The following is a 26,304-nucleotide window of genomic DNA, read 5'->3' as shown; positions in this document are numbered from 1 at the left end:
AATTCCCGTCAATGCCACTAGAAATAACTAATACTAACTTAGAGAATAGATAAGAAAATACAGGAGGGGATAAACATGACACATCGAAATTATAGAAACTGGTTAGCACTGCTCGCTTTAGTCCTGATGTTGCCAGCTAGACCAGTACAAGCAGCTAATACTGACTATCGCATCGATATCCACGATAATGATGCGATGAGTCTACAAGAATTAGACATCACCGAACATGACGTGAGTGAAGGTGATATCATAACTCACCATATTTACGTGGATAACCATACAAGTAATGGTCACATCATTAAGCTTAAAAATATCGAAGTGGTTCAGGATAGTATCCTCTTGGATAAACTAAGTTTTGAGTTTATCAATGGTGCAGCGGTTGTTCCCTTTGACAGTGGTAATTTTAGCCAAGCCTATGACAAAAACCTCTTCGTAGTTGGCAGTCAAGGGACTGGCAATTTCACACTCAGGATGACAGTCAATGGTAACTTAGATAACAGCTACCAAGGGAGTGCTTGTACGCTACGTTATACCTTTGAGATTTTGAATCTTGAGGCAGGTGGTATTATGCCTGTTGATGGAGGAGTTACACCACCCCCTTCAAATCAGAACGGTGGTCAAAACACGCAAGGTAATCAAGGGCAGACGAACACGCAAGGTAATCAAGGACAGACGAATACGCAAGGGACACAAGCTCAAACAGACAAGCAAGGCGGCTTACCCACAACCCTTGGCAATGCCGTAAAAGCACTCTTACCCAATACAGGTGAAGGCAAGTTAGCTGTTACAGCTAAAACTTACGATATTACTTACAACTTAGATGGTGGGACTGGTACTGGTGGTAATCCAACAACTTATACCTATGATATCGGTGTGGCAAGTTTTGCGCCTGCGACAGGTAAGACAGGTCATACCTTTGTAGGGTGGGAAGATGAAAATGGTAATCCAGTCACCAGTATCTCAAAAACTGAGATGGGAAACAAAACACTTTATGCGCGTTGGACACCGAATGAATATGATATCACTTATGAGTTAGACGGTGGTGATAATGATAATAGCAATCCAGCTAAATATACCTACGATATCGGCGTGTCAAGCTTTGCGCCTGCGACAGGTAAAGTAGGTCATGTTTTTACAAGGTGGGAGGATGAAAACGGTAAGCCAGTCACCAGTATTTTAAAAACTGAGACAGGAAATAAAACGCTTTATGCGCGTTGGGCGCCGACTTATGAGATTACATACGTCTTAGACAGTGGCACTAACCCTCAAGACAATCCAACTCAATATGCTTATGGTATCGGTGTTGCAAGCTTTAAGTCAGCAACTAAGTCAGGTTATAAATTTCTAGGTTGGTTTACTGAATCATCGGCTGGTACTCAGATCGCAAATATCTCGACTACAGCTACAGGAAATAAAACACTTTATGCTCATTGGGAAGAACAGGTCACTTTAAAAGTGGGTAATACAGATCCAGGTACTGAGTTTGATTTTGCGGGTAGCAAGTGGCGAATTCTGGATACCGATATGGATAATACTACTTCGAATGGTTTACAAGCACTGGTTATCAAGGTTGATCCTATCAGCACCTCAAGTCAATATCTCGCCAGTGGTGAGTACTATTTTGAATCAACCGGTATTAGCAACGGTTATGAACGCAGTCGAAGTATTAATGGTATTGGAAAAGTGATTGACGACTGGTACAAGGACAATATTGCGGGAACAGCTGATGAAGCTGCTGTCCAAGCTGTTGCGCTGAATAACCCAACTTATACTGAGTTTACGAAAACACCTTTTACATTTAATTCTGGGAGTGGGATTACAAACTGGGAGTGGCACAACTGGTATCAAGATACCCGCTTTGCGACCAGCTTAACAGGAAGCGTCAGCAAACAAGCCTTTGCCTTGAGCTATGGGGATATCCATGGTCATATGGGCATCGGAACAACAGTAACGAGCACCGATCTCTTTAAGTTCAGTAGCACCGGTGCATTTAGGCTCCGCTCGGCCGCCTTCAGCTCTCAAAATGCGGGATTTGTCAGCGCGGGCAATTTCGCCCGCTACAATAGTATGGATTACAAACTCCCCGTCCGCCCTTCTTTGTCTCTCTTAATTGAAAAAATCTGACATCTAGCTGCTAATAAAGTAAAATAAAACGTGTGTGTCCAAACAGACTAATGCTTGTGGTATTGGCTGGTGTGTTAGTGATCTTATAAGCGGGTAGATGAGCGAAGATGCGTCTGGCTTTGTCTGCTCTGCTGGAAAAATCCCTGAATGGTTGTGTGGCTGTTCAGGGGTTTTGTTTTGCAGTCTTGTGTCAAATTGTTGTGGGTCTTGTGTGTACGCGCATGTGCCAAAAGAAGATGATGAGAGTTGAAAGGAGTGTGAATGAAAATTTTCTGTAAAAAAAGGACTAGGGCGGTATTTTTTCTTGAAATATCCGTAAAATAGTGGTAATATAAGGTGGTAATTAAAAAAATGCCATCGGGTGTTTAAAATTAAAGGAGACAAAAATGTCAATTATTACTGATGTTTACGCTCGCGAAGTCCTCGACTCACGCGGTAACCCAACAATCGAAGTAGAAGTTTACACTGAATCAGGTGCATTCGGCCGTGGAATGGTACCTTCAGGTGCTTCTACTGGTGAACACGAAGCTGTTGAGCTCCGTGATGGTGACAAATCTCGTTACCTTGGTAAAGGCGTACAAAAAGCTGTTGACAACGTAAACAACGTTATCGCTGAAGCTATCATTGGTTACGATGTTCGTGACCAACAAGCTATCGACCGTGCGATGATCGCTTTGGACGGAACACCTACTAAAGGTAAATTAGGCGCTAACGCTATTCTTGGTGTGTCTATCGCTGCTGCTCGTGCTGCTGCTGACTTCCTTGAAGTGCCACTTTACCACTACCTTGGTGGTTTCAATACTAAAGTATTGCCAACTCCTATGATGAACATCATCAATGGTGGTTCACATGCTGACAACTCTATTGACTTCCAAGAATTCATGATCATGCCAGTTGGCGCGCCTACTTTCAAAGAAGCGCTCCGTTACGGTGCAGAAGTATTCCACGCTTTGGCTTCAATCCTTAAAGCTAAAGGTTACTCTACTGCCGTTGGTGATGAAGGTGGTTTTGCACCTAACTTGAAATCAAACGATGAAGGTTTCGAAGTGATCATCGAAGCGATCGAAAAAGCTGGTTATGTACCAGGTAAAGATATCGTTCTTGCTATGGATGCTGCATCTTCTGAATTCTACAACAAAGAAAAAGGCGTTTACGAATTCGGTAAATTGGCTAACAAACCAGAAGAAGAGTGGGAACTTAAAACTGAGAAAGACATGATTGCTTACTACGAAGAACTCGTAGCTAAATTCCCAATCATCTCTATCGAAGATGGTCTTGACGAAAACGACTGGGAAGGTTGGAAAGAATTTACTAAAGTACTTGGTAAGAAAATCCAACTTGTTGGTGACGACTTCTTCGTTACAAACACTGACTACCTCAAACGTGGTATCGCTGAAGGTGCTTCAAACTCAATCCTTATCAAAGTTAACCAAATCGGTACTTTGACTGAAACTTTTGAAGCAATCGAAATGGCTAAAGAAGCTGGTTTCACTGCTGTTGTCTCTCACCGTTCAGGTGAAACTGAAGATTCTACAATCTCAGACATCGCTGTTGCAACTAACGCTGGTCAAATCAAAACTGGTTCATTGTCACGTACTGACCGTATCGCTAAATACAACCAATTACTTCGTATCGAAGATCAACTTGGTGAAGTTGCGGTTTACAAAGGCCTTGACTCATTCTACAACATCAAAGACAAATCTCGTTTCTAATCAGTTGATCTGATGTCAGAGACTTGACAATAGAAGAGAACCTCTAGGGGTTCTTTTTTTGGTATAATTAAAGTACTATATTTTACTGGAGATTCTTATGGCTAACTTAGCACCTTACATTTCGTCAATCCGTCTGATTGTCGTGATGTTTCCTTTTCTTGCAATTTTACTCTTGCTACCGTTTCTAATCCGACAGTACCACCGTTATGGTGCGATATCAGGTTGGATGGTTAGCGTCAACTACGCTTTCGTCTTTTACATCCTTTGCGCTTATGCCTTGACCATTTTGCCCCTGCCAACGATTGAGCAGGTTAAGCAAATGACAGGACCGGTCGAAAATTTTCATCTGTTTAACTTCGTTCGGGATTTCACCACGTATTCTGGCTTTGTCCTATCACAGCCTGATACTTGGTTGCACGCAGCCAAAACACCGCAGTTCACTCAGCCCTTTTTTAACCTACTTTTGACGCTGCCCTTCGGTATGTTTCTACGCTATCAGTATAAAAAAAGCTTTCTGACAAGTCTGGTGCTATCTTTTGGCTTGACCCTATCTTTCGAGCTGATTCAGCGCTCTGCCTTATTCGGCCTCTACCCGCGTCCTTATCGCCTCTTTGATGTTGATGATTTGTTCTTAAATACTTGTGGTGCCATGTTGGGTTGGCTGATTTCAGGCCCCCTTGGGAAAATGTTACCTAAAAAAGAAGACATCGTTGAAACATTAGAAGAGAGAAGTCATAAAGTCTCTGTCAGTCGTAAAAGTGTGGCTATCTTACTTGACTTGGCGATTATTATGGTTAGTGATATTGCCTATAACTTGATTGTGGGTCAGCCCAATCAGTATGTTATCATCCTGTTCTATATTTTCTGGGTTATCATACCAGAGCTTATCGGGTGGCCAACTCTTGGTCAAAGACTTATCCATTTACAGCTAGTTGATAAGTCGGGGAAAAAAGCAGGATTTGTCTGTGTGCTGCTAAGAAATTTATTCGGCTATGTTTTAGTTTACGGCTTGTTTGCGGGGGAGCTTTATGTGCTGAATCAGACGGGCTCGGTTGTGGCGTCTGAGTTGGGGACTTACTATTTCCTTTCTTTGTTTGGACTCTTTTTGATTCTTGTCTTTGTGTTGAGTTTGGCTGTCAGCTTGTTTACCAAGCAGTTTTTCCATGAAATTCTGTCTGGGACACGCTTGGCGTCGACTTACCAAAATAAATCAGAGGAGTAGGTTAATTGCCTTTTGATAAGTTGGGCTAGATTTAGGATAGGGATGCCATGAAGAAAAAGATAATCGCGCTATTGCTAACAATCTGGGTGCTTTCAATCGCTCTGGGTGTGATATTAAGTCGGACTGAGCCGAGTTTTTCGGATAGCAAGGAGGCTGGAGATTACCAGGCCCCCACTTTGTTTGTTCATGGTTATGGCGGTGGCTATGGCTCTGAAAAAAATATAATTGAGGCGCTTAGTGAAAAATCCGGATTTCGTCAGGTGCTGAGAATCAATATTAATCGTAAGGGTGACCTGTCGAGTACTGGTCGTTGGCAACCGGATGTCGAACATCCCCTGATTGCGGTGGTTTTTAATGATGGTAAGCCGAACGAAAAATATCTCAGGCGTGTTTTAGTGCAACTTAAAAGTCGTTATAAAATCAAGGCTTTTAATGCCGTTGGGCACTCTACGGGTGCCAATGCTTGGGTGAATTTGGCGGTGAGCGCTGATAAGCAGAAAATGCCTGAATTACAAGCGCTTATCACCATTGCAGGGCCTTTTAATGGGTTTATGGGGATGCCTAGCGAGACTGATGTCAAGAAGATAGAGCTTGATAAGGATGGCAAGCCTAATACCATGGTTGCGTCTTATAGCTATCTGGATGTCAACAAAGATAAGTTCCCCAAAAACACGCGTGTCTTAAATCTATTTGGTAATATTGGGGATGATACTGACGGTGTTGTCCCTGTTAGTTCTGCAAGGTCATTGCGATATATCGTTGAGGAAAATGCGAAAAGCTATACCGAGCAGGAGGTGACAAACGCTAAAGCCCAACACAGCGCGTTACATGACAACAATCAAGTCGTTAATCAATTTATTTATGATTTTTTGAAATGAAGGAGATAGATTTGAGTTGCTTTGAGGTGTTGCTTATTTTTTAGCCAGTTATTAAGGCATTCTTGCATGGGTCAATTAACACATGTGGGGGTGCTTTTTTAATTAAACATTCCTGCAATTTTGAAATTATAAAAAAATATAGTACAATTGATTTATGATAAAAACTAAATATTTAATTAAAACGATAACAATCTTAAGTATAGCGAGTCTTCTTTCAGTAAGTGCTGTACCAAGTATTTATTGGCAACAGAGACTACTCCTGAAATAGGTAATATAGAAGAGCAAGAGCCAAAGGAGTCCTCGGCAAATAGTGAGACACCTCATGAGTCTGATGCGATAAACGATAGTAAAGATACTGAAACTTCTGATACAACGGCAGATTCTCAAGTTACAAAAGATGATGATAAGACACCTAAAACTGCTGACACATTAAAAGCAACTGATACAGTGTATGATTCTTTAACTCCTAAAAGTGATGATAAAACAACTGTCTCAACTCAAACTGCTGATACGACTGAAAAGAGTTGGTTGGCAACAGAGCTAGAAGATAATCAACCCTTTATTACTGCGACTGTTACCGCTGTAAACAAATCAGAAAGTGAGATTCAAAAATCAGATTTAGAAAAACTGACAACCCTTCGTGTAAATGGTGCGTCTAGTATTCCAGAAAAAATATCTGATTATACTGCGCTAAGTAGTTTAAGTGTTAATAATGGAACAGTATCGCGTATTCCAGAAGGCTTATATGCGCTAAATCGAACACTGACAAGACTAGATATAAAGAATAACAAGTTTATTGTTTTACCAGACAAGTTATTTGATGATTCTCTTTGGACTGGACAAAGTACCGGTTTAATCGTACTTTGTGATAATAATCAAATCGTTTCTAATATTCCTCGCAATATAAAGGCAACTGGTATGCTAGACTATAACTCCAGAAATAATATGTTGGAGTATTATAACTTCACAGATTATCATAACAATCCGCAGGCCCAATTAATGTATAAAGGAGCGCCACCAGCCGTAACTGTTCCAGTTGGTTTTGATTTTAATACAGCGATTCCTGATACGACCAACCTATCTGTTTATGTAACAGATAAGGGGTATCAAGATTTATTCCCGGGGCATGAATTTGTTTATGATGATGATGGGACTAGTCCAGTCATTCAAAATGGTGTTGCAACGCGTGCAGGAACTGGCAAAATATGGGTTAAAAGTAAATTTTCAACTGCAAGTAATCCATTCGCAAAAACACAAATCAAAGTTACAGTGACTGCACCAGTAGTGGCTGGTGATGTGACGGTAAAATATGAGGATACGTCTGGTAATTCACTTTCAGAAGCTGTTGTGAAATCAGGCAATATCGGTGAAAGTTATACAACAAAGCAAGAAGATATAGAAGGTTATGTTTTCAAAGAAGTGAAGGGTGATGCAATAGGGAAATTTACAACTGCCCCTCAAACGGTTACTTATGTCTATGAACCAGCGGTAAATAAATCAACAGTCGTTGTCCGTGATTCAGAGTTAACGATTGGCGACACTTGGCAACCAGAGGATAACTTTGTAAGTGCAACAAATTATGATGGTGATTCAATACCATTATCGGCTATTCATGTTGAAGGAACTGTTGATACGTCAATAGCTGGTATCTATAAGGTTACCTATATGCAAGCAGTTCCTAGTTTCTTAAAGACAACTGAAAATGAGGGGGACTACTTTGCCACGGCGACAATTACGGTAAAAGAAGCTGAACCTGTAAAAGGTGGCGATATTACAACGACATATGTTGATGTAGACGGCAATCCAATCTCTGAAACTGCTGTCAAAACGGGTCTTATAGGCGAAACTTACACAACAGAACAAAAAGACATTAAAGGATATAGTTTCAAAGAAGTGCAGGGAGTTGCATCAGGAAAGTTTACGGATCAACCTCAAACAGTTGTTTATGTTTATACGAAGAACAAGTCTGATGTAGTAAACCCAGAGCCAAATCCAGATTCAAACTCTGATTCAAAAACTGGCAATCAACCAATTGGCAAATCTGATAATCAATATCAGAGTAAAGCGTCTGTATCTTCGAATCAAAAACAGACATTACCAGAAACAGGTGAAACTGATAGCATGACTCTGATGAGCGTTAGCTTGGGATTGCTGCTTTCAGCAGTCATTTTGCTTGCTTTAGCCCTTCGTCTGAAACAAACTCAAAAATAATTTCTAAAAGAAAATGGCTAGGACAAAAGTCCTCAGTCACCTAAAGAGAAAAGTAAACTAGGCAATCACATTAAATTTTTGCCAGTTTGCTTTTTTCTTTTTCATATTGTTTCGTAGAAATAATATGAGTCGACAACGACGGAATCAACATATTTTTACCAATTTCGTATTGTTTTGGCAAAACAATACCGATTTGGTATTTTTTCTTATAACATATTCCTACGAGTTTACGTTTTAATTTTTTTTTTACCCTGACCTCTCTTTTTTTGATTGGCACTAGATGAGACAAATGAAAAAACAGCAAAAATTTAAGATAAAGAAGGCTATGTGCTATAATTGTCCTATGATTACAAATTACAAGCTAGAACACAACACGCTCGTAGCGTCGGTTGACGGCATTGATTTTACGCTGGTAACCAAACCTACGAAAGAAGAAATCGGGCATCTTTCGAGTACTTATCACTTTCCCTTTGACTACATCGCGGGCATTTTGGATGATGATGAAAATGCGCGGTTTGAGATGGATAAACACCATAATCTCTTGCTACTCCTGCAATATCCTTGTATTGAGGACGAAGCAGCAGAGGTCTATCCTTTTTCTTTGATCGTGAATCCAAAGAAGAAAGCAGTGATCCTCTCTTTGAATCGTGATTATGATTTGTCACCGATTTTGACGCGTCATTATGATGCGTCACGCTATCATCATGAGCTGATTTTTCAGATTATGAGTACACTTGGACGCTCTTTTAATAATTATTTGTCTCAGCACAGAAAGCGAATGAAAGTTATCGAGAAAGATTTGGCACTCTCTCAGGAAAATGCGCAAATTATGGAAATCATTCGCTCTCAGAAAAGCTTGATTTACTTTGAGGCGGCGCTTGAAGATAACATTGAAGTGTATCAGACGTTGATGACCTACTTGCGAGATCATAATGAGCAAGAGTTTTCAGACCGAGTTTTTGATATCTATGTCGAGGCAGACCAGGCTTTGACGACGACAGAAATTCAGTTGAAACTACTAGAAAATTTGAGTGATCTTTTTTCGAATATTGTGTCCAATAATTTGAATATCATTATGAAGATTATGACAAGTGCAACATTTATCATGACAATTCCTGCAATTATTGCCGGTTTATATGGCATGAATGTTAAATTACCTTTTCAGAATATCCCCTATGCTTTTTGGCTGATTATGGTGGGAGCGACATTGATTTCGTGGCTTGTTTTTCGGATTATGTGGAGAAAACGGATGTTTTAATATCATTTTGTGAACTAACACACTTGTTGTCTTAAAATGGTACAGATTTAATATTTCCTTAATCTGTTACATAAGAGAAAGTCATAAAACCCTCGTTTTTTACTTGTGTAACCGTTTTCTGTATGATAGAATAGTGGTGTAGTATAAAACAGGTAACAAGGGAATGTTACCTTTCTCGTCAAATAATAGGAGATAATAAAACATGAAAACAGAAGTGACTGAAAACGTTTTTGAAGAAGCATGGGCAGGATTTAAGGGGACAGACTGGAAAGAAAAAGTCAGTGTTTCTCGTTTCGTAAAAGCTAACCACAAAAATTACGATGAGGATGAATCTTTCCTTGCGGGGCCGACAGAACGTTCTTTAAGAATCAAAGAAATCATCGAGTCAACGAAAGACCGTTATGAAGCGTCTCAGTTCCCTATGGATACTGACCGCGCAGCGTCAATCGCTGATATCCCAGCTGGTTACATTGACAAAGAAAACGAACTGATTTACGGTCTTCAAAACTCTGAGCTTTTCCGTCTTTCGTTTATGCCTAGAGGTGGTGCTCGGATGGCTGAAACTGCGCTTAAAGAGCATGGTTATACGCCTGACCCACTGATGCATGAGATTTATACAAAACATGTAACGACAGTAAATGACGGTATTTTCCGTGCTTATACTTCTAATATTCGTAGAGCACGTCATGCGCACACGGTAACTGGTTTGCCAGATGCTTATTCACGTGGTCGTATTATCGGGGTTTATGCACGTTTGGCGCTTTACGGTGCGGATTTCTTGATGAAAGAAAAATTCGCTGACTGGAATGCGATTAAAGAAATCAATGAAGAAACGATTCGTCTTCGTGAAGAGATCAACCTGCAATATCAAGCGCTTGGTGAAGTTGCGAAACTTGGTGATTTGTATGGTTTGGATGTTCGTAAACCTGCTAAAAACGTTAAAGAAGCTATCCAATGGGTGAATATTGCTTTCATGGCGGCTTGTCGTGTGATTAATGGTGCGGCAACATCTCTTGGTCGTGTGCCAATCGTTTTGGATATCTTTGCTGAACGTGATTTGGCTCGTGGTACGTTTACTGAGTCAGAAATCCAAGAATTTGTGGATGATTTCGTTTTGAAATTGCGTACTGTTAAGTTTGCACGTACAAAAGAATACGATGCGCTTTACTCAGGTGACCCAACTTTCATCACAACATCAATGGCTGGTGTAGGTAACGATGGTAAACACCGTGTGACAAAAATGGATTTCCGTTTCTTGAACACTTTGGATAACGTTGGTAACTCTCCTGAGCCAAACTTGACTGTACTTTGGGCTAAAGAATTGCCATATGCGTTCAAACGCTACTGTATGAGCATGAGCCACAAACATTCTTCTATCCAATATGAAGGTGTTAAGACAATGGCTGAAGAGGGCTATGGCGAAATGTCATGTATCTCTTGTTGTGTGTCACCACTTGACCCTGAAAATGAAGAAGGTCGTCACAACATTCAGTACTTTGGCGCACGCGTTAACGTACTGAAAGCTCTCTTGACTGGTATCAATGGTGGTTATGATGATGTGCATCGTGACTACAAAGTATTCGACATTGACCCAATCAAATCTGATGTTTTGGAATTTGACGAAGTTAAAGCCAACTTTGAAAAATCATTGGACTGGTTGACAGACACGTATGTGGATGCTTTGAATATCATTCACTACATGACTGACAAATATAACTATGAGGCAGTTCAAATGGCATTCTTGCCAAGTCACCAACGCGCTAACATGGGATTTGGTATTTGTGGTTTCGCAAACACTGTTGATACTTTGTCAGCGATCAAGTACGCAACTGTTAAACCAATCCGCGACGAAAATGGTTATATCTACGATTACGAAACAATTGGTGATTTCCCACGTTACGGTGAAGATGATGACCGTGCTGATGACATTGCAAAATGGTTGATGGCAGAATACCATAACCGTTTGGCTAGCCATAAATTGCACAAAGATGCAGAAGCAACTGTTTCATTGTTGACAATCACATCTAACGTGGCTTATTCTAAACAAACTGGTAACTCACCAGTTCACCGTGGTGTTTTCTTGAACGAAGATGGCACGTCAAACACAAGCGAAGTTGAATTCTTCTCGCCAGGTGCTAATCCTTCTAACAAAGCTAAGGGTGGTTGGTTGCAAAACCTTCGTACACTTGAAAAACTTGAGTTCAAACATGCCAATGATGGTATCTCTTTGACAACACAAGTGTCACCAAAAGCACTTGGTAAAACACGTGATGAACAAGTTGATAACTTAGTTGATGTCCTCGATGCTTACTTCGAAGATGGTGGTCAACACGTCAACTTGAACGTCATGGACTTGGCTGACGTTAAAGATAAAATCCTTAACGGCGAAGATGTTATCGTTCGTATCTCTGGCTACTGCGTTAACACAAAATACCTTACAAAAGAACAAAAACATGAATTGACACACCGTGTCTTCCACGAAGTTTTGTCAATGGACGTTTAAAATTTAAGATATAAAAATCTTGTCATTATTTTGGCAAGATTTTTTTGTTGAAAGCTTACTAAAAAATGGTAAAGATAGTTTAATATTGAACGAAGTTCATAACAATGTTATAATTTAATAAAAAAACGTGAGAGCGCTTGCTTTTTGGTGAATGGAGATAGGTGCGATATTGAGTAGGCAATATAAATCAATTTTATTTTAGTTGTGAATGTGATAATTTTTATTATGATATTTATGTCGCATATCAAGACATTTAGGATTCAACATCTTGTTGGAAAATCTAGGCGTCAAATGATACGAGAGCATTTGTTGCTTGACTTTTTTCTCAGCTAATTGTTTTTTTGTATATTTTGGCTTGGATCGTGCAAGTTTATTGGTATAGAAAGTGTAAGATATTCAAACTCAAAAAAAACAATGTTACCTACCAAGAAGATAAAATTTTACATGACTTATCGTTTCAAATTCAGTCTGGTGAGTTTGTTTATTTGACGGGTAAAAGCGGTGCTGGTAAATCTAGCTTACTACGACTACTGCATGGTGAGTTATCTTTTTCAGGTGACTTTATTTTTCGAGAACATGATGTTCAATTTGAAGTGCCAGACTATCGTCGACAATTTCAAAAAATGGTCAAGTATGTGTCACAGCAATTGATGTTTGACAGCAGTAAAACAGTTGTTGAAAATCTCGCTATATACGATCATTTTAAAAGGAAGGCTCAAAACAGTGTAGCTGAAAATGTTGCCAAATGGTTGTCAATATTTTCCTTGTCACATCTTCGTGAACATTATCCAGATGAAATTTCAGGCGGTGATCAATCGCGTTTAGCGTTAGCTATGGCATTAACAACGCAACCACGGATTTTACTTTTAGATGAGCCGACTGCAAACCTAGACCCTAAAATGAGTGCGAGAGTTTTAACCTATCTTGAGTCGCTTAATGCGCAAGGTGTAACCATTATTTTAGCAACGCACGATGCATCTATTTTAGAAAAATTCCCACATCGGTGTTTAGAACTGCGAGAGGGGGAGATTGTATGAGCTATCTTTTTAAAACGGCTTATCGTTATACATTGCGTCACTTTAGAGAAATTTCAATGCAAAGTCTTTCGCTGCTAATTGCAATGATTGTTTTGAATGTTCTAGTAGCGATAACATCTCTTTTCCCAAGAATTTTTCGTCAATTGACACGCCTTCAAGAAACAGAAACAGCGCAAAATCCTTTTTCGCAAGGGAGTGAGTCGATTAATATGTTGCGATTTTTCAATGGGTTTCTGTTATTGGTGTTTATTATCCTAAGTCTATCCGTATTTGTCTTTCTACTGATGCATACAGCTACTACTGTTAAACAGTTTCTAAGACTTGAAAAAGAAAGTTTGCAAACACGCTATCAACTTGTTTTAGATGAAAAATATGTTTTTGAAGAATTCTTCTTGAGTCGCTTTTTTATTTTACTAGTGTGTGCACCCGTGACTTACGCTATTTCAGTCCTCTTGTAACAACTCATATTAAGACGAGTCATGCTTTTTTATGGAATTAGTAACCCTAAATTTCTAGAAATATGGTTTATTCCAATCATAATGGGCGCTGTTTTCCTGGCTTATATCTGCTGGTTGATGCGGAAATATGCCAAGCGAATTTATGAAGGATCTGTTATATTATCCGAGTTCTAAACAAGCTGCACGAGTTTTTTATGTTAAAATAAGAACAAGAAGGGATAAAGTCGGAGATGTCGATAAGTTAGTTATAAAATGCCGATATAGGGTTAAATTAAAACAAAGTAAGAGGATTGGAGCATGGGATGAAAATCGGTTTTGCTGTCGCGAGTTATTTATCAGACAAGCGTGAAATGTTATTTAATATCATTCGAGATGTCGCCGTTGCACATGGTCACACTGCTGTTGCGTTGACAATGACAGAGCAAACAGTAGATTATATTGATGTTGCTGTAAGATGCGGCTATGCCTTAAACGAAAAAGAAGTTGATTTTATTTTAACTGGTTGCAGCTCTGGTCTGGGGATGCAACTTGCTTGTAACTATATCCCTAATGTCATTTGTGGCTATGGCACAAGTGAGATAGAGGCTAACTTATTTGCAAGTATTAATCAAGGTAATGCTTTTTCCTATCCGTTTTCTTTAAATTGGGGGTGGGCATCCGAGGAAAAGTACCGTTTTGTACTACATGCGCTTTTTAAGGGATTGAATGATTTGCCCTATCCAAAAGTGCCAAAAGAAACAGTACAAAGAAAAATCGCAGCAACTGACAAACTAAAAAAATTGAAAAAAACAACACAAATTGATTTTGAAGCGTTTATTAATGTCTATCAAGACATAAGAAATTGAGGTAATATATGTTATACGGAAAAAAAGATCAATCTAAAAAATCTACTTATTTGCAACCGATTTTCGGATCAACTGCATCAGATCGTGATGTTCCTAAGTATAAATTAGGCACACACCCGATTGAACCACGAATAGCTTATCAATTGGTTAAAGATGAACTTTTAGATGAAGGAGCAGCACGACAAAATTTGGCCACTTTTTGTCAAACTTATATGGAGCCTGAGGCAACACAGCTCATGGGCGAGACTTTAGAAAAAAATGCCATTGATAAAAGCGAATACCCCCGAACAGCAGAACTTGAAAACCGTTGTGTCAATATGATTGCAGACCTCTGGCACGCGCCTGAGCAAGAAACCTACATGGGTACCTCAACCGTAGGCAGCTCGGAAGCGTGCATGTTGGGTGGTATGGCCATGAAGTTACGCTGGCGAGCACGCGCTAAAGCAGCAGGCATTGATGTCTTAGGTAAACGCCCTAACCTAGTCATTTCATCTGGCTACCAAGTCTGCTGGGAAAAGTTCGCCGTATATTTCGATGTTGAGCTACGTGAAGTGCCAATGACAGCTGACAACATGAGCCTCGACATTTCTAACATTACCAGCTACTTTGACGAATACACAATTGGCGTCGTGGGTATTCTTGGCATCACTTATACCGGCTGTTATGACGACATCGCAGGCCTAGATGCCGTACTAAACGACTACAATAAAACCGCAAAAATCAGCATCCCGATTCATGTTGATGCCGCATCTGGTGGCATGTATACTCCTTTCATGTCACCCGAACTCAAGTGGGATTTTCAGCTTGATAATGTCGTTTCGATCAATACGTCTGGCCACAAGTACGGCCTTGTTTATCCAGGCATCGGTTGGGTAGTTTGGCGCGATAAAACATATTTGCCTGAGGAATTGATTTTCAGTGTGTCCTACTTGGGTGGCGATATGCCGACCATGGCAATTAATTTTTCTCGGAGTGCCAGCCCAATCATCGGACAATTCTATAATTTCATGCGCTTTGGTTTCAATGGATATAAAGCCATTCATCAACGTACGCATGATGTTGCCCGTTTCTTAGCAAAGACTGTCGCATCTACCGGTCGATTCACTCTTTATAATTCAGGAGAGCAACTACCGATTGTTTGCTACAAGTTAAAAGATGAATCAGAGCAAGAATGGACCCTATACGAATTAGCTGATATGCTACAAATGAAAGGGTGGCAAGTCCCAGCCTATCCCCTTCCAGATCATTTATCAGATATAGTGATTCAACGCTATGTTGTTCGTGCGGATTTAAGCATGAATGTAGCAGAAGAATTTGCCGAAGATTTCAAATGGGCCATTGCTAAATTAGATAACTCACGATTTTTGCGACAAAAAGATAAGGACAAGGGCGTTCAAGGGTTCACACACTAAAATAAAAAGACAATAGATTTTGAGCCAAATAAAAACTGCTAACTCATCAGCAGTTTTTTTATTTTTTGATAATCGGATAGGAAATTTCCAGTAGTCGTGGCTCATCAATGATTGAAATCTGATCATGGTCAATAATCGATTGATCCAACCGTTTTTTGAGGAAAAACTTTTGAATATCTTCACGCTCATCAGGTCGAATCGCACGGTGTTTATTCGTTACGATGAGTTCATAATGACTAGCAGCTCTCGTAAAGATAACAGTCGTGTTGCCGGCAGAGTAAACCTCAACCGTCAAAGCATCGGTGTTTCTAAGTTGCTCTCGGACAAGATCAGGGTAGTTGTTAGTGACATTGATGATTTTCATAGCTTTCCTCCATATTGTTCTTTAAATCTATTATAGCACTTTTAGTTTGAAAATTAAAAATATAGGAATAGAAAATGTTATAATAGTAACATGAAAAAAGTAATCGGGATAACAGGTGGCATAGCTACCGGCAAGTCTGTTGTTACTTCATATCTGCGGGCGCATGGTTATGAGGTGATTGATGCGGATGTTGTTGTAAGAGAGTTGCAAGAAGTAGGCGGTGCCTTATATATTGCTATTCGTGACACGTTTGGAGAGGCTTATTTTTTGGAAAATGGTGATTTGGATCGTGCCAAGTTTGGCGCTTTGATCTTCTCCGATGCAGAAGCGCGTGCCAAATTATCAGCTGTACAAGATGATATTATTCGTACAGAATTGTTTAAACGTTGTGCAAATAGTCGCTTAGAGCTTGTCTTTATGGATATTCCACTGTTATTTGAACGGGCATATACAGGATTTGATGAAACGTGGCTTGTCTATGCTCCCCAAGATGTCCAACTTAAACGCCTCATGAAACGTAATGATTTGTCTGAATCAGAGGCTCTGTTACGCATCAAAGCACAAATGCCTATTGATGAGAAACGCAGTTTAGCGACCCGAATTATCGAAAATTGTGATACAATAGAAGTACTGGAAAATCAATTAGCAAGTTTAATAAGCGAGATCTAGCGGGTACTGTCAACTGACGGTGTTCGTTTTTTGCAGCGCTTTGGACTTGGAAAGATTATCACTTTTGGGGTAATCGTATCATAATATATTTGAGTTGATGCATCAATTTCAATTGACATCAACTTTAGAAGGAAGTAAAGATTATAAAAATCAATTGGAAACGCAATTTATTTATTGCATGGTTAGGAACGTTTTTCACAGCGGCGAGCATTTCACTTGTCATGCCATTTATGCCTTTATATGTTGAAAAGCTGGGCGCAAGAGGCAGTGAGATTGCAATATTTGCAGGTCTTTCGGTGGCAGTAAGTGCTTTGGCGAGTGGACTTGTTGCCCCAATATGGGGACGCCTAGCTGACCAACGTGGTCGACGCGTGATGATGGTGCGAGCATCTGTTGTGATGACCTTCACCATGGGTGCCTTGGCTTTTGTACCAAATGTTTGGTGGCTCTTAGTCATGCGATTATTGAATGGTTTATTTGCAGGTTACATCCCAAATTCAACAGCCTTGATTGCCAGCCAAGTCCCCAGAGAAAAAAGTGGCTATGCCTTAGGTACTTTATCGACAGGTATGGTTGCAGGTGTCCTAATCGGACCTTCTATCGGTGGCTTTTTAGCCCAGGCAGTAGGCATGGAAAATGTTTTCTTGATTACAGGTGCTGTCTTATTACTTGTCACCTTGTTGACTATCTTTTTAGTGAAAGAAGATTTTACACCGATTGAAAAACATGAGTTGTTACCGACAAAAGAAGTTTTTGCGCGTGTGAGCAATCGTCAAATTTTACTTGGCTTATTCATTACAAGTTTTATCTTGCAATTGACAGTACAATCCGTTGCGCCAATCTTAACACTCTATATTCGAGAGCTCAATGGCCACTCTGGTAACGTGATGATGATTTCAGGATTTATCGTGTCTTCAGTTGGATTATCAGCCATGATGTCATCTGGATTCTTAGGTAGAATTGGAGATAGAATTGGCAGTCATCGCTTGATTATCATTGGCTTGATTTATAGCTTTTTGATTTATCTGCCAATGGCATTTGTTAAGACACCATTGCAACTTGGTATTTTACGTTTCATGCTAGGATTTGGCTCAGGTGCCTTGATGCCGTCAGTTAATTCCTTACTTTCAAAAATTACACCACCAGAAGGTATCTCAAGAATTTTTAGTTTTAACCAAATGTTTACAAACTTTGGTCAAGTAGCTGGCCCACTTTTAGGGAGTGCCGTTGCGGGCTATATCAGTTATCGCGCTGTTTTCTTGACGACGAGTTGCTTTGTTTTATTTAACCTTATCTGGTCGCTATTCAATTTTAGAAAATTACTAGGGGTAAGAGACATTGCGAGTTAAAATCAACCTCAAATGTACTAAATGCGGTCAGCAAAATTATATTTCATCCAAAAATAAAGCGACGCATCCAGATAAAGTTCAGGTATTAAAATATTGCCCAAAAGATCGTAAAGTGATCATGCATATCGAAACCTGAACGATATGACAAAATAAGTTTAAAAATTAGTTCGTGAAGAGATGTAAACCGAACATTAATAGAAAGTTGTTAGAAAATTTCAACTACTTTCTTTTTTTTATTTAAAAAAATGATATAATGTATCTTAATCACTATAAATAATAGTCTGTCCTGTTTTAAAACGCCTGTCGTTAAAAATAGGAGTCAACTGATGATTAAGGCAACCCGTCTCAAAGGCGATTAGCTTTAATGATTTGGTTAGTAGCTATTACCAAGCACTGCCTCGTAATTATCGAAGATAATCACCAGGCTCTGCCTCATTAAAGGATAACAGTTGAGTGAATAACTCAATAATATGACTATGAAAGAACTCAAAAAAAGACACTTTTTAAATTACTCAATACTTATTCCCTATTTAATTTTATCGGTGCTAGGCCTAATCATGGTTTTCTCAGCTACCGTTCCTCATCAGATAGAGCTTGGATTACCACCTTATCAGCTTTTTCGAAATCAAACCATTTTCTTTGCCTTTTCATTAATCATGATTGTGGTCATTTACCGCATCAAGGTTGATAAATTGAGAAGTCGCAACTGGTTTGGGGTTTTAATTCCCGTCATGCTTGTCTTGCTATTTATTGCTAGATTTTTGGTGCCAACTGTAAATGGCGCACATGGTTGGATTATTATTCCCGGTATCGGGAGTATCCAGCCGGCAGAATACTTAAAATTTGTATCTGTCTGGTTTCTATCGGCTACCTTTGCCAGTAAACAAGAAAAAATTCAGACCTATGACATCAATGCCCTTTTTGATAGAAATCAATTCTGGGTTAACTTCCTCAGTGGTTGGCGATTTTGGTTGTTGGTAATGATTGGTGCTGTTGCCATTATGCCAGATATGGGGAATGCCTTACTTGTTATGATTCCGTCAGCTGCGGTTATTATGGCTAGCGGTATTTCTTATCGTTGGGGGACCGGTTTTCTGAAGATTTTCGGCTCCTTAACACTTGGTATTTTAGCCTTGCTTAAAATCACAGGTGGTAATATTATTCCAAGTTTCTTTGGCTCGATTGCCTATGTGAACAAGCGGTTCATCGCCTTTGCCAATCCATTTCAGGATACGGGCGATTCAGGACACCAACTCATTAATGGCTATTATGCGATTTCAAATGGTGGGTGGTTCGGTCGTGGCTTAGGTAATTCAATTGAGAAGAAAGGCTATCTGCCAGAGGCGCATACTGACTTCATCTTTGCGATTGTGATTGAGGAGTTAGGCTTGATTGGTGGGATTATTATCCTAGGTATCATTTTCTTCTTGATTATGCGTATTTTTATGGTCGGTATTCGTGCCAAGGACCCGTTTAATAGCATGCTATCAATCGGTGTGGGAACCATTCTCTTTTCACAGGTTTTGGTTAATATCGGTGGGATTTCAGGTTTGATTCCTTCTACAGGTGTAACCTTCCCCTTCCTGAGTCAGGGTGGTAATTCTCTGCTAACCCTGTCAGTTGGGATAGGCTTTGTGCTCAATATTTCCGCAGATGAAAAACGGCGAGAGCTAGCGGAAATGACTGCTAAATACGATTTTTCTGAAATCTCGCCAAACGCTTTGCGTGATAACTAATCATGCAAGTGGCCATTCCAGGTATTCTTGAACTTTAATGCGACAACTTTTCTAGACCGTGAGCTCACAGTCTTTAAAGACAACTTTTGTTTCTGTAAAAAATTGAAAGGCTTTATATATGAAAAAACTACTAGTTGCTAACCGTGGCGAAATTGCTATCCGTGTCTTCCGTGCTTGTAACGAGTTGGGTATCTCAACCGTAGCGATTTATGCAAAAGAAGATGAGTATTCTGTTCACCGCTTTAAAGCCGATGAAGCTTACCAAGTGGGTGCCGGAAAGAAACCGATTGATGCTTACCTTGATATTGATGATATCGTGCGTATTGCACTTGAATCTGGTGCTGAGGCTGTTCACCCAGGTTATGGTTTGTTGTCAGAAAACATTGACTTTGCGCGTAAGGTTGAAGCAGCTGGTTTGATTTTTGTTGGACCAACTTTGCATCATCTGGATATTTTCGGAGATAAAATCAAGGCGAAAGAGGCTTCTATTGCAGCTGGTGTTGGTTCTATTCCAGGGACTGAAGGTCCAGTAGATTTGGAAGGCGCTCTTGAATTTGGCCGTACTTTTGGCTATCCAGTCATGATTAAAGCTGCCCTTGGTGGTGGCGGTCGTGGGATGCGTGTTGCGCATAATGAAGCTGAGGCGCGTGACGGTTATGCACGTGCCGCATCAGAAGCAAAATCAGCTTTTGGTTCTGATGAAATTTATGTCGAAAAATATATTACTAATCCGAAACATATCGAAGTTCAAATTCTTGGTGACTCTCATGGCAATGTGGTGCATTTATATGAGCGTGACTGTTCTGTTCAACGTCGGAATCAAAAGGTAATCGAAGTCGCACCAAGTGTTGGTATGGCTGATGAATTGCGCCAACGTATTTGTGATGCAGCAGTTAAACTCTGCAAACATGTCGGATATGTCAATGCCGGAACTGTTGAGTTTTTGGTGAAGGACAACAAATTTTATTTCATCGAAGTCAATCCACGTGTTCAGGTTGAGCACACGATTACAGAAGTTGTCACAGGTATTGACATCGTACAAGCTCAGATTTTAATTTCTGAGGGTGCTGACCTTCATAAAGATGTGAAGATTCCTGAACAAGATAAAATTCCATTGATAGGTTCTGCCATTCAATGTCGGATTACGACGGAAGACCCTGAAAATAATTTCTTACCTGATACAGGTAAAATTGATACGTATCGCTCACCAGGTGGTTTTGGTGTCCGTCTTGATGTCGGAAATGCTTATTCTGGTTACGAAGTAACACCCTACTTTGATAGTTTACTTGTTAAAGTGATTACGAATGCGACTGATTTCAAGGAAGCAGTTCGTAAGATGGATCGCTGTCTTCGTGAATTCCGAATTCGTGGTGTTAAAACGAATATTCCGTTCTTGCGAAATGTCCTCAATCACCCAGAATTTATTTCGGGAGATGCCAAGACAACCTTTATTGATAGTACACCCAAGCTCTTTAATTTACCACGTTTGAGAGACCGTGGTAACAAGACGATGAAATACATCGCTAATATCACAGTCAATGGTTTTCCTGGGATTGACCAGAAGACTAAGACACATTTCGATGAAACACGCTATCCTAAAGTGAAAAAAATCGACACGTTGACGACTAAAGGTATCTTAGATTCTCAAGGTGCTGATGCCGTTGTTGATTTTGTCAAATCTCGTAAGGAAGTGCTGTTGACGGATACAACTTTCCGAGATGCTCATCAAAGTCTTTTGGCAACTCGCGTGCGTTTGCAAGATATGAAACAAGTCGCATCAGCAGTGGACCAAGGCTTACCAAATCTATTTTCTGCTGAGATGTGGGGAGGGGCAACCTTTGACGTGGCTTATCGTTTTCTGAATGAAAGTCCATGGTATCGCTTGCGTGAACTCCGAAAATTAATGCCAAACACCATGTTCCAAATGCTCTTTCGTGGGTCAAATGCGGTCGGTTACCAAAATTATCCGGATAATGTCATTCAGGAGTTTATTAAGGTTGCGGCGCAAGAAGGGATGGATGTTTTCCGTGTCTTTGATTCGCTTAACTGGCTACCTCAGATGGAAAAATCAATTCAGGCTGTTCGTGATACTGGTAAAATTGTTGAAGCGACAATGTGTTATACGGGCGATATTTTAGACAATAATCGTCAAAAATATAATATCAAATATTATAAAGATTTAGCTAAAGAGCTTGAGGCGACGGGTGCGCATATTTTAGCTATTAAAGATATGGCGGGGATTCTTAAACCGCAAGCGGCTTATCGTTTGATTTCAGAATTGAAAGAAACAGTTGATATTCCGTTGCATTTGCATACGCATGATACTTCCGGTAACGGGATTATTACTTGTTCTGCAGCGGTAACGGCAGGTGTTGATATCGTTGATGTGGCGACGGCAGCCATGTCATCAGGAACTAGTCAACCAAGTATGTCATCGCTTTATTACGCTTTGGAAAATGGTAAGCGGGCACCTGAATTGGATATTGATAATGCGACACAAATCAATCATTATTGGGAAGATGTTCGTAAATTCTATGCGCCATTCGAAAAAGGCTTAACAAGTCCGCAAACTGAGGTCTACTCGCATGAAATGCCTGGCGGCCAATATACTAACCTCCAATCACAAGCAACGGCTGTTGGTTTGGGCTTACGCTTTGATGAAGTGAAGGCGATGTATCATACGGTCAATATGATGTTTGGTGATATTATCAAGGTGACACCTTCTTCTAAAGTTGTTGGCGATATGGCACTCTTTATGGTGCAAAATGACCTCACTGAGGAAGATATCTATGAAAAAGGTGACACGCTCAGTTTCCCTGAGTCGGTGATCAGTTTCTTCGCAGGTGATTTAGGTCAACCTGTTGGTGGTTTCCCAGAAAAATTACAGAAAATTATTCTAAAGGATAAACCTTTTATCACTGATCGTCCTGGTTTGCACGCAGCTCCGGTTAATTTTGATGATGTGGTTGCTGAGTTGACTGAGAAGTTAGGCTATGAGCCTGGTCAACATGAAGTCTTGAGTTATATTCTTTATCCGCAAGTCTTTCTTGATTACCAAAAAATGCAAAATGAATTTGGTAGTGTGACGTTACTTGATACACCGACTTTCTTTAACGGGATGCGTGTAGGTGAAAAGATTTCGGTTGAAATCGAAAAAGGTAAGGTTTTACTCATTCATTTGGATAGCATTTCTGAGCCTGATAGTGAAGGTAACAGAACGCTCTTCTTTAACCTCAATGGTCAACGTCGTGAGGTAATTGTCAAGGATACGTCGATTAAATCGACAGCGATTGCCAAAGAGAAAGCAGAGCCGTCTAATCCGCATCATATCGGTGCGACGATGCCTGGTTCAGTTGTGACAGTCCTTGTTAAACCTGATGAGAAAGTTGTCAAAGGACAGCCACTCATGGTAACAGAAGCGATGAAGATGGAAACAACTATTGAGGCGCCATTCGATGGTGAGATTAAAAGAATTTATGTGAAGGCATCAGAAGCGATTGCCACGCAAGATTTATTAATCGAAATGAAATAAAATAAAGACAATAAAACTTACGATTCCAGATAGTTAATGGGATGCGTAAGTTTTTTGCTGAAGTAAAAATGATGTAAATTTATCTGTAATTTTCAGTAAATAAGTGGTAAAAATTGAAGAAAATAAAATAAATCCACTAAAAACTAGAATAATCCTTCACAAAGTGGTATAATTAACTCGTTAAATAAATTTTGGAGGAACTTAAGAAATGGCAATCGTTTCAGCAGAAAAATTCGTTGCAGCAGCTCGTGAAAATGGCTACGCAATCGGTGGATTCAATACAAACAACTTGGAGTGGACACAAGCTATCTTGCGTGCAGCTCAAGCTAAACAAGCTCCAGTACTTATCCAAACGTCTATGGGCGCTGGTAAATACATGGGTGGCTACAAAACAGCTAAATACATCATTGAAAACCTTGTAGAATCAATGAACATAACTGTACCAGTTGCGATTCACCTTGACCACGGTCATTATGAAGACGCTAAAGAAGTTATCGAAGTTGGTTACACATCATTGATGTTTGACGGTTCACACCTTCCAATCGCTGAAAACCTTGAAAAAACTAAAGAAATCGTTGAGCTTGCTCACGCTAAAGGTATCTCAGTCGAAGCTGAAGTTGGGACTATCGGTGGTGAAGAAGACGGTATCATCGGTTCTGGTGAATTAGCACCAATCGAAGATGCAGTTGAAATGGTTAAAACAGGTATTGACTTCCTTGCAGCTGGTATCGGTAACATCCACGGTCCTTACCCAGCTAACTGGACTGGTCTTGACTTGGATCACCTTAAAAAATTGACTGAAGCTGTTCCTGGTTTCCCAATCGTACTTCACGGTGGTTCTGGTATCCCTGATGACCAAATCCGTGAAGCAATCAAAATGGGTGTTGCTAAAGTTAACGTTAACACTGAATCACAACAAGCCTTTGCAGCAGCAACTCGTCAATTTGCACGTGACTACGATGCTAACGAAGCTGACTACGAAGCTAAAAAATTGTTTGACCCACGTAAATTCCTTAAACCAGGTATTGACGCAGTTCAAGCAGCAGTTGAAGAACGTATCGACGTTTTCGGTTCTGCAAACAAAGCTTAATTAAATCAATAAATATAAAAGAAAGGCTTACCAGATTGGTAGGTCTTTTTTTTATGAGTTTGGACAGTTACCAAGGTATCAAAAAAGCTTACTTTGAAAATATCAAAGCAAACTCTTGTAGTTCATATGTGACACTTTTAAAGTTCGGTTTTAAACATCTAGACGTAGAACATCTGAATATTCTGGTTTGGCTTTAAATTCCTTTTGGGCAAAGGGGCAGATTGGGAAGATTTTTTTATCTTCACGGCGGGCTTTTTCGACAACTTTAGCGACAAGTTGTTCGGCCAATCCGTTGCCCCGAAATTCAGGATTAACACCAGTATGTACGATGATAAGGGTATCTTCCGCCTCCATAAAGGCAATTTCGCCCGCTTGTTGGTGCGTGTCTGCGTTGATCAAAGCAATTTGATCCCCTTGATCTTCAAATGTAAAGTTTGGCATGGTAGTTTCCTTCGTGATTAGAGTATCTTGACCGTGGTAGAGCCATTTTAAAGCACCACTGGGACAAGAGTTAACGACAGTGATACATTGCTCAGCAGAGGCAGCATTGCTTGTGATAATCCAAGGTCTACGGCTTACCTCAAAGACATTGGAGTCTCCACGAACACAATTACCCACGTGCGCACAAATATCTTTATTGTAGAAAACATCTAGGTCGTCAGAATAATACTTCCGATAGCCGAGCGCTAATAAGTCTGACTCAGTGACTGTCTTTCCGTTGATTTTATTACCTTCCATAATCGCCTCTTTTTCTAGTATTATCTAAATACAGTCTCATATTAAAGTCTGCACTAAAAAATGAATTGACGTTCATACTTTTTAATTTTAGCATAGACTTTGATAAGCTTATTATATCATTTATCGCTTAACTAAGTGCTTGAAAAACATCGCATTTTGCGTTAGAATTTGTGTATGGCTTATAAAAAACAACAAAAAACAACTTTTCAAAAAGTTGTCATGCTCATTGTCTGGTTGATGCTGATTTTAACTGTTTTTGCAGCAGTTGCAGCAGCGATTTCAGTCTTCATCTAATCTCATCTTTGGATGAGTTTTTTTATTTGGTATCAATAATCTTATAAAATTAAATATGGTACAGAGGACTTGCCTCAACATGACTTGTATCTAAAACTTGCACATCGTTTTTGGCATCAATGTCATGCTGCATCAAAGTATTCTCCATCGTCATATGCGCCAATTCTTTTAGATTATTTTCTTGACTACGGTGACCAAGCAAGATTTTCTTAGTTTGCTTGCCGATGACAGAGATAGCCGTACTTGCGCCGTCCTCATTGGACAAATGGCCGTGATCAGAAAGAATCCGTTGTTTTAACCGCCAAGGGTAGTTACCCATACGCAGAATTTCGACATCGTGATTAGATTCCATCAGGTAAGCATCAGCATTTTCGATTGTTCCCCGCATCCGATCACTTACATAGCCAGTATCTGTTAACATGACAAAGCTTTTGCCATCTTTCATAAATTTGTAAAATTGAGGTGCAGCAGCATCATGACTAACACCAAAACTTTCAATGTCAATATCGCCAAATGTTAGCATTTTGCCCATTTCAAAAATATGTTTTTGAGTCGTATCAATCTTGCCACAAGCATCAGCAATGGCTTGCCAAGTTAGCTCATTAGCATAGAGATCCATTTTATACTTGCGGGCAAGCACACCTAATCCTGCCACATGATCCTTATGCTCATGTGTCACAAGTAAGCTATCGACATCGATTAAACTACGGCCGATTTCGTTCATGAGGCCTTCGATTTTTTTACCGGAAAGTCCAGCATCAACTAAAATTTTACGTTCAGGCGTTTCGATATAAGTAACATTACCAGTAGAACCACTGGCTAATATACTGTATTTAAATCCATTTTCTTCTGTCAATTTTGTATCCTTGCTA

The 26,304-nt window shown here is 39.8% G+C and carries 20 protein-coding genes and 2 pseudogenes; 18 read left to right on the top strand and 4 right to left on the bottom strand.

The annotated features are described in order from the left end of the window. The first annotated feature begins 75 nt into the window (after nucleotides 1-75). The 11 genes from HZR21_RS04130 (at nucleotide 76) to gad (ending at nucleotide 15,660) form a co-directional block, all read left to right on the top strand. The gene (locus tag HZR21_RS04130; protein ID WP_180746566.1) at nucleotides 76-2,124 is read left to right on the top strand and encodes an InlB B-repeat-containing protein; all 2,049 of its coding nucleotides are present in this window, start codon (nucleotides 76-78) and stop codon (nucleotides 2,122-2,124) included. Nucleotides 2,125-2,510: 386 nt separating this feature from the next. After that, nucleotides 2,511-3,836, top strand: a complete 1,326-nt coding sequence (gene eno / locus HZR21_RS04125; protein WP_003140204.1) for a phosphopyruvate hydratase — start codon at nucleotides 2,511-2,513, stop codon at nucleotides 3,834-3,836. Between the two features lie 97 nt (nucleotides 3,837-3,933). Beyond that, entirely contained in the window at nucleotides 3,934-5,058 is a 1,125-nt protein-coding gene (locus HZR21_RS04120; protein ID WP_180746565.1) for a VanZ family protein, read from the top strand. Between the two features lie 47 nt (nucleotides 5,059-5,105). Beyond that, nucleotides 5,106-5,936, top strand: a complete 831-nt coding sequence (locus HZR21_RS04115; protein WP_180746564.1) for an alpha/beta hydrolase — start codon at nucleotides 5,106-5,108, stop codon at nucleotides 5,934-5,936. Nucleotides 5,937-6,176: 240 nt separating this feature from the next. Then, nucleotides 6,177-8,147 (top strand): MucBP domain-containing protein, encoded by a 1,971-nt coding sequence (locus tag HZR21_RS04110; RefSeq protein ID WP_180746563.1) that lies wholly within the window; start codon nucleotides 6,177-6,179, stop codon nucleotides 8,145-8,147. A gap of 343 nt (nucleotides 8,148-8,490) precedes the next feature. Then, nucleotides 8,491-9,405 carry a magnesium transporter CorA family protein gene (locus HZR21_RS04105; protein ID WP_180746562.1) on the top strand — a complete coding sequence of 305 codons (915 nt, stop codon included), beginning with the start codon at nucleotides 8,491-8,493 and terminating at the stop codon, nucleotides 9,403-9,405. 202 nt (nucleotides 9,406-9,607) lie between these two features. After that, the gene (pflB, locus tag HZR21_RS04100) at nucleotides 9,608-11,908 is read left to right on the top strand and encodes a formate C-acetyltransferase (protein WP_180746561.1); all 2,301 of its coding nucleotides are present in this window, start codon (nucleotides 9,608-9,610) and stop codon (nucleotides 11,906-11,908) included. A 362-nt stretch (nucleotides 11,909-12,270) separates the two neighbouring features. Then, the gene (locus tag HZR21_RS04095) at nucleotides 12,271-12,945 is read left to right on the top strand and encodes a cell division ATP-binding protein FtsE (protein ID WP_310592550.1); all 675 of its coding nucleotides are present in this window, start codon (nucleotides 12,271-12,273) and stop codon (nucleotides 12,943-12,945) included. Continuing rightward, on the top strand, nucleotides 12,942-13,403 hold the full coding sequence (locus HZR21_RS04090; RefSeq protein ID WP_180746559.1) for a hypothetical protein: 462 nt from the start codon (nucleotides 12,942-12,944) through the stop codon (nucleotides 13,401-13,403). The genes HZR21_RS04095 and HZR21_RS04090 overlap by 4 nt, the downstream gene beginning before the upstream one ends. Before the next feature lie 302 nt (nucleotides 13,404-13,705). Further along, nucleotides 13,706-14,248, top strand: coding sequence for an RpiB/LacA/LacB family sugar-phosphate isomerase (locus tag HZR21_RS04085; protein WP_180746558.1), 543 nt, complete (start codon nucleotides 13,706-13,708; stop codon nucleotides 14,246-14,248). 8 nt (nucleotides 14,249-14,256) lie between these two features. Further along, a complete protein-coding gene (gad, locus tag HZR21_RS04080) occupies nucleotides 14,257-15,660 on the top strand; it encodes a glutamate decarboxylase (protein ID WP_180746557.1) in 1,404 nt (467 codons plus the stop codon). A gap of 58 nt (nucleotides 15,661-15,718) precedes the next feature. Here the strand turns inward: gad and HZR21_RS04075 are convergent, their stop codons facing one another. Further along, nucleotides 15,719-16,024 carry a DUF1827 family protein gene (locus HZR21_RS04075; RefSeq protein ID WP_180746556.1) on the bottom strand — a complete coding sequence of 102 codons (306 nt, stop codon included), beginning with the start codon at nucleotides 16,022-16,024 and terminating at the stop codon, nucleotides 15,719-15,721. A gap of 90 nt (nucleotides 16,025-16,114) precedes the next feature. Between HZR21_RS04075 and coaE the strand changes: the two genes are divergently transcribed. From coaE to HZR21_RS04045, 6 genes are all read left to right on the top strand, one after another. Further along, the gene (coaE, locus tag HZR21_RS04070) at nucleotides 16,115-16,693 is read left to right on the top strand and encodes a dephospho-CoA kinase (RefSeq protein WP_180746555.1); all 579 of its coding nucleotides are present in this window, start codon (nucleotides 16,115-16,117) and stop codon (nucleotides 16,691-16,693) included. Between the two features lie 143 nt (nucleotides 16,694-16,836). Continuing rightward, nucleotides 16,837-18,042 (top strand): multidrug efflux MFS transporter, encoded by a 1,206-nt coding sequence (locus tag HZR21_RS04065; RefSeq protein WP_040525543.1) that lies wholly within the window; start codon nucleotides 16,837-16,839, stop codon nucleotides 18,040-18,042. Further along, nucleotides 18,032-18,178: a 50S ribosomal protein L33 gene (gene rpmG / locus HZR21_RS04060; RefSeq protein WP_072353592.1), complete on the top strand. Its 147-nt coding sequence runs from the start codon at nucleotides 18,032-18,034 to the stop codon at nucleotides 18,176-18,178. Before HZR21_RS04065 ends, rpmG begins: the two co-directional genes overlap by 11 nt. Before the next feature lie 340 nt (nucleotides 18,179-18,518). Continuing rightward, on the top strand, nucleotides 18,519-19,778 hold the full coding sequence (locus tag HZR21_RS04055; RefSeq protein ID WP_040525550.1) for an FtsW/RodA/SpoVE family cell cycle protein: 1,260 nt from the start codon (nucleotides 18,519-18,521) through the stop codon (nucleotides 19,776-19,778). 118 nt (nucleotides 19,779-19,896) lie between these two features. Beyond that, nucleotides 19,897-23,310 carry a pyruvate carboxylase gene (locus HZR21_RS04050; protein ID WP_180746554.1) on the top strand — a complete coding sequence of 1,138 codons (3,414 nt, stop codon included), beginning with the start codon at nucleotides 19,897-19,899 and terminating at the stop codon, nucleotides 23,308-23,310. A 208-nt stretch (nucleotides 23,311-23,518) separates the two neighbouring features. Next, nucleotides 23,519-24,400: a class II fructose-bisphosphate aldolase gene (locus tag HZR21_RS04045; protein WP_003137602.1), complete on the top strand. Its 882-nt coding sequence runs from the start codon at nucleotides 23,519-23,521 to the stop codon at nucleotides 24,398-24,400. Nucleotides 24,401-24,550: 150 nt separating this feature from the next. Here the strand turns inward: HZR21_RS04045 and HZR21_RS04040 are convergent. Continuing rightward, a pseudogene (locus HZR21_RS04040) lies at nucleotides 24,551-24,826 on the bottom strand (GNAT family N-acetyltransferase); the annotation flags it as partial. Between the two features lie 54 nt (nucleotides 24,827-24,880). Next, nucleotides 24,881-25,138: pseudogene (locus HZR21_RS04035) on the bottom strand ((4Fe-4S)-binding protein); the annotation flags it as partial. A 174-nt stretch (nucleotides 25,139-25,312) separates the two neighbouring features. On the opposite strand from HZR21_RS04035, the gene HZR21_RS04030 reads away from it, so the two are divergent. Continuing rightward, nucleotides 25,313-25,432 carry a DUF4044 domain-containing protein gene (locus HZR21_RS04030; RefSeq protein ID WP_003137598.1) on the top strand — a complete coding sequence of 40 codons (120 nt, stop codon included), beginning with the start codon at nucleotides 25,313-25,315 and terminating at the stop codon, nucleotides 25,430-25,432. Between the two features lie 49 nt (nucleotides 25,433-25,481). Here HZR21_RS04030 and HZR21_RS04025 read toward each other — a convergent pair whose 3' ends face one another. Further along, nucleotides 25,482-26,288 carry an MBL fold metallo-hydrolase gene (locus HZR21_RS04025; protein ID WP_180746553.1) on the bottom strand — a complete coding sequence of 269 codons (807 nt, stop codon included), beginning with the start codon at nucleotides 26,286-26,288 and terminating at the stop codon, nucleotides 25,482-25,484. Nucleotides 26,289-26,304: the final 16 nt, after the last annotated feature.

Origin of the sequence: Pseudolactococcus laudensis (genome assembly GCF_013449735.1) — a bacterium.
Classification (GTDB): Bacteria; Bacillota; Bacilli; order Lactobacillales; family Streptococcaceae; genus Pseudolactococcus; species Pseudolactococcus laudensis.
The sequence above is the reverse complement of the archived record's forward strand: the minus strand, read 5'-3'. Positions and strand labels throughout refer to the sequence as shown.